Origin of the sequence: Okeania sp. SIO2B9, assembly GCF_010672505.1 — a bacterium.
Taxonomy (GTDB): Bacteria; Cyanobacteriota; Cyanobacteriia; order Cyanobacteriales; family Microcoleaceae; genus Okeania; species Okeania hirsuta.
This window is the reverse complement of the sequence record NZ_JAAHGK010000431.1, coordinates 1-5,481: the sequence shown is the minus strand read 5'-3', so window position 1 is coordinate 5,481 and position 5,481 is coordinate 1. Positions and strand designations below refer to the sequence as shown.

Below are 5,481 nucleotides of genomic sequence, written 5' to 3'. Positions count from 1 at the left end.
GTGCACTGCACGCGAACCGCGGTCGGAGCCACACGGGTGAAGGCCACGTTCACGGCGTCCAGGGAAAGGGTGTGACAGAGCGGAATCGTCATTACGACTGGAACGGAGTGGAAGGAAGCAATCTCATGTGGGGCAAGATTGCTTCTCTTCGGTTGTAATGAGAACTGTTTAACCGGATTTCATATTAGCCTTCAGCATAGTCCTGCTGACAAAACGAAAATTTAGTTGTTAAAATATGGCTATGGCTATTAATGCTTTTTATAGCCATTTACTGACAGCAACTTCGCAGTAAATGGCTATAAAAATTGGTTTTTAAACTGACGGGAAAACAAGCTAAATATGAGCTATTACCTATTAGTAGAACCAAAACAAATTAATAAAAAAATCAGCGATCGCGTCAATTATGCCATTATAAAAGGAATAGAAATTTGACATGAAGACCGCCTGCAAACCGTGAAAGAATGGTTGAGATTACTTCAGCTTTGACCTCAGAGTATTATTTCTCAAATGTCTCAGGTTTTTCAAGCAATTATATCTCAAATTTCTACCTTACATATTCCAGGTGCAAAACCTATTTCTCAAAATTATGTTAAAAATTTTTATACAGGAGAAGCTAATGGATTATTGATAGGAACTGGTATATTCATATTTGTTGTTGTAATTTGTATCTTTATCCCCCAATATAAATTTTTGGATAACTTCTCGTCCTCCAATAGATAAACAAATAGATTACACAGCTTTGGAAAACTTCTTGTCATCTGATAAATTTAAAGAAGCAGACGAAGAAACACTAAGAATATTACTTTCATTAGTAGGGCGAGAAAAACAGTATCGATTTGATTGAGAAGATATCAAAAATATCCCCTGTAAAGACTTAAATAAAATTAATCAATTGTGGATTAACTATAGTAACGGCAAATTTGGATTTAGCATTCAAAAACAGATTTGGATAAAATTAGGAGGTAAACCAGGGATTTTTGATGTCGCGTTGGCGGAGCCTAGCGGCAGCTACATCGCTGACATTTTTATCAAGCAAGTAGGGTGGGGTGATAAGGATAATAGATATAAAAATATTGGATATAAAATTTCAGCCCCTTACGGACATCTTCCTTTTAAAACTACTACTCATGTTCGGAATTTTGGTGTTCCTTATACAGCGGAAAAACTGACAAAAAGTAATATTTGATAAGAGCTTATAATTTTATCAGATTCCCTACAACCAGCAAATTTACTATAAGAATCAAAAGTCTAAAATTGGAAAAATTAATTCTTGGATTAGACCCGGGTTTGGCAGTATTAGGATTTGGGTTAATTAAGTGTATTTATAATTCAAAAACAGACAAGATAGACTCTACTTCTCTGGTTGATTTTGGGGTGATTAAAACTACAAAAAAACAAGAAATGGGCGAGCGTTTAATCACAATTTATGAAGATTTACATACGATATTTAATACCTTTAAACCAGACTTAGCAGCTACAGAGAAACTATTTTTTTATCGCATGAGCAGTACAATTTTAGTTGCTCAAGCTAGAGGAATTTTAATGTTAGTATTAGCCCAACATGGAATTCCATTAATAGAGTTTACGCCTGCACAAATTAAAAAAGCACTAACAAGTTATGGCAATGCAGATAAGTCTGATGTGCAACAAGCAGTAGCAAGAGAATTAGATTTAGATGAGATTCCTAAACCAGATGATGCTGCTGATGCTTTAGCAATTGCTTTGGCCGCAAGTTGGTTGAGTTAAATTTAGACTTCTGCTACTTAGGGTTTGCTGAATAAATCTTTTAGTAGGGCTAGGAGACAGGAGACAGGAGACAGGAGACAGGAGACAGGAGAAATGGGAATTATAGAGGAGGTAGTCGGAAAAATTGTCCCCAGATTGTTCTGCCATAATCGTCCCAAAATACTAGCTTTATGCAGCTCTTTAGGCTGAAAAGCTGGCATTTTTTTAGACAAAAAAATGCTAAAACCAATATCAGTCAATGCTTTGATATTTAATCAGCAAGCCCTACTTAACTCTAATGTTAAGTAGGTGAGCTTAACGAAGTCAGAAGTCAGAAGTCAGAAGTCAGAAATCAGAAGTTATTTTTATAACGGGGATTTGAGCAACTCTACAAAAATATTTCCCCTTAAAAGGCTGGGTTTTAGACCCATATTATTTTAATAAAAAATAGAAATAGTGATCTTTAATACATAATTATATTCTTATTTGTATTACCAATAGTCAGTATTATTCAGTCAAAAGTTTCAACAATATTAACATTGGCTGCGCATTTTATATAAATGTGAGTTAAAGTAAATAAATGTAAAGAAATATGAGATTTTTCTGAACCCTTTTTTAATACAAGCATTTACTGTCCACTTTTGAGTTTAAAACTAAAGATAAGATGAAAAAAAACTTTTTAAAAAAAATTTCTGTATTAATTGTAGGAGTTTTCGCGACATTATCAATTTTTGCTCTAACTCCTCGAGTTGCCAATGCTTATGATAATCCTCAGTTACTCCCGGAAGAGCAAACACCAATTATTGACTTAGCAAGAACTTTAACGGACATTCAAGAAGATATATTAGCTAAAGATTTAGAGCAATTTGAAACTGAAACTGGCTGGAAATTGAGGGTTTTGACTCAATTTGACCGTACTCCTGGTAGAGCAGTTAAAGATTTTTGGGAACTTGATAATAAGAGTGTTTTGTTAGTAGCGGACTCCCGTGGTGGTAATATCTTGAACTTTAATGTGGGTCGCGCTCTCTATGAATTTCTACCTCGGACATTTTGGGTAGAGTTACAAACTCGCTACGGTAATCAATTTTTTGTGCGAGACCAAGGTGAAGACCAATCTATTATCCAATCATTAGAATCTATCAAAACTTGTTTACGTCAAGGTGGTTGTAACGTTGTCCCTGGTTTACCAAGAGAGCAATGGATTTTAACTTTAATTACATCAGCTCTTGGTGGAGTAATTTGTGGTTTTGCAGCTCAACCCCGGAAACCGGATCAAGCTTTTTCTTGGCAGTGGGCGTTAATATTTTCTCCATTGTGGGGAATTTTGTTTATTGCTTTTGGGATTGGTCCAGTAGTGACGAGAACTTCAGATTGGTTGCCATTGACTCGTAATGTTGCAGCTTTTCTGATTGGTGCTTTGGTTGCTTATTTGACTCCTTTTCTCAGTCAATCTTCTGCTTCTGAAACGTGAGAAGAAGGAAGAAAGAAGAAGGAAGAAGGAAGAATAAAGAAAGACTGAAATTGGAAAAAGTGGAAGGGATTTAAACCTCAACCAATTGTAAAAACCGCGAGTTATTATGGGTTATTAAACCCAAAAGAAAAGGATAAATTTATAAAATATAAGTGGAAAAAACTAAGAGTTAGGGATGTTTTATTTGTGTAAGTATCTCTAGCTCTTTTTTATTGTCTGAAGTTAGTAGAAAGACGAGGGAAGAAGGCTTTAGTTATCTAGGACAGAAGAAAAAATTTTGTGTTGTCTGAGTTTTAAGCTTTTGATATTTCCACGCCTTTTCCTTCGACTGCTATAGTTTTCAGCTACATTTATAGGGGCAAACTTTTACAAAATATTCTGGATAGTTAGTTATCGTATTATTCAGGAGAAAAGAGAAATAAGAAAGGAAGAATAAGAGTGGGAATTATCTGGGGATATACCGACATTTTTTGTCTGGGTTGAATGGAAGTAGAGAGTGGGATAATGGTATAACTAGATTTCAGATAAAATAGAGATAGGAGAGAAGGGCGATCGCTATTTTTAAGTTGAAAAAGAATAATTATTTTTATCTGTATTGCTAAAATAGAGAGAAGCGATCGCTAGTTTGAAGTTGAGTAAGAAGATATTATTTTTATCTCTACAAAATTACTATGGAAAAAATTAATCACACTTCAAAATAAACTCAAAGAATTAAGTAGTGATGAGTTCCAAAAATTGGCTGATGTTTACCTTTATAAAAAAATTGAACAGGTTAAGTTGCTTAAATCATTAGGGTCTGTATCGGGAACTAAAAAAAATCAGAAAATGAACTCCAGTTGGCACTTGAGAGTAAAAATTTAATTGCTAAAATAGACAGAATAGAGAGAAGCGATCGCTACTTTCAAGTTGAGGAAGAAGATATTATTTTCATCTCTATAGAATTACTATGTCAAAAATTAATGAAATTCAAAATAAACTCAAAGAATTAAGTGGTGGTGAGTTTCAAAAATTTGCTGATGTTTACCTTCAAAAAAAATTGTACAGGTTAAGTTGCTTAAATCATTAAGGTCTGTATCGGGAACTAAAAAAAATCAGAAAATGAACTCCAGTTGGCACTTGAGAGTAAAAATTTAATTGCTAAAATAGACAGAATAGAGAGAAGCGATCGCTACTTTCAAGTTGAGAAAGAATAATTATTTTTATCTGTATTGCTAAAATAGAGAGAATAGAGAGAAGCGATCGCTACTTTCAAGTGTGTGAATAAGATATTATTTTTATCTCTATAAAATTACTATTGAAAAAATTAATCACACTTCAAAATAAACTCAAATAATTAAGTAGTGGTGAGTTTCAAAAAATTGCTGATGTTTACCTTCAAAAAAGATTGAACAAGTTAAGTAAATTAAATCATTAGGGTCTGTATCGGGAAGTAAAAAAATAAGAAAAGGAAGTCCATATATTACTTTTTGACACTTGAGAGTAAAAATTTAATTGCTAAAATAGAGAGAATAGAGAGAGGCGATCGCTACTTTTAGGTTGACAAATAATATATTATTTTTATCTGTATAGAATTACTATGTCAAAAATTAATGAGATTCAAAATAAACTTAAAGAATTAGACGGTGCTACATTCCAAAAACTTGCTGATGCTTACCTTAATAAAAAAATTAAACAGCTTCACCAAATTAAATCATTAGGGTCTGTAATTGGAGCTGATAAATCAATAAAAGGAACTCCAGATACTTTAATTATTCTGGAAAATGGAAAGTATATTTTGGGAGAGCATACAACAACAAACCCTAAAAGGGATAAGAAGCAAAAACTTTACAAAAAATTAGAGACAGACCTCCACAACTGTTTTAATGAGGAAAAAACTGGAATATCAATAACAAAAATAGAAAAGATTGTTTTATGCCATAATTCTACTCTGGATACAAAAGAAGAAAATTCTCTAAAAAAGGAATGTCAGAAGTATGGAGTTGAGCTTGATATATATGGTATTGACTCTATTTCTTTAGACCTCGAAAATTATTCTGGTATTGCTAAAAGATATCTTGAAGTTAAGGTAGATACTCTTCAAATAGTTGATATTGATGAGTTTATTACTACTTATAATGAAAGAACAAATGTTGCTCCTCTAGATACAAAGTTTTACTTTCGAGAAGACGAAATAAATGAAATATTACAACTACTTGAGGAAAATAATCTAATTATAGTTTCTGGTAAAACAAGTCGAGATTTACCTACTCCCGCTTTACCAGAAACTATAATTAGATTATTTTCCA

General features: G+C 33.0%; 5 protein-coding genes and 1 pseudogene. All 6 read left to right on the top strand.

Annotated elements, in window-relative coordinates:
* Window positions 1-682 precede the first annotated feature (682 nt).
* A pseudogene (locus F6K13_RS16160) lies at window positions 683-1,186 on the top strand (GUN4 domain-containing protein).
* A gap of 68 nt (window positions 1,187-1,254) precedes the next feature.
* Window positions 1,255-1,746, top strand: a complete 492-nt coding sequence (gene ruvC / locus F6K13_RS16155) for a crossover junction endodeoxyribonuclease RuvC (protein ID WP_124145188.1) — start codon at window positions 1,255-1,257, stop codon at window positions 1,744-1,746.
* Window positions 1,747-1,770: 24 nt separating this feature from the next.
* A complete protein-coding gene (locus F6K13_RS16150; RefSeq protein WP_161564542.1) occupies window positions 1,771-1,935 on the top strand; it encodes a hypothetical protein in 165 nt (54 codons plus the stop codon).
* A 454-nt stretch (window positions 1,936-2,389) separates the two neighbouring features.
* Window positions 2,390-3,196, top strand: coding sequence for a TPM domain-containing protein (locus F6K13_RS16145; protein ID WP_124145187.1), 807 nt, complete (start codon window positions 2,390-2,392; stop codon window positions 3,194-3,196).
* Between the two features lie 836 nt (window positions 3,197-4,032).
* On the top strand, window positions 4,033-4,185 hold the full coding sequence (locus F6K13_RS16140) for a hypothetical protein (RefSeq protein WP_161565025.1): 153 nt from the start codon (window positions 4,033-4,035) through the stop codon (window positions 4,183-4,185).
* A 587-nt stretch (window positions 4,186-4,772) separates the two neighbouring features.
* Window positions 4,773-5,481: hypothetical protein (locus F6K13_RS16135; protein ID WP_287287838.1), on the top strand; the 709-nt coding region annotated here is incomplete at its 3' end.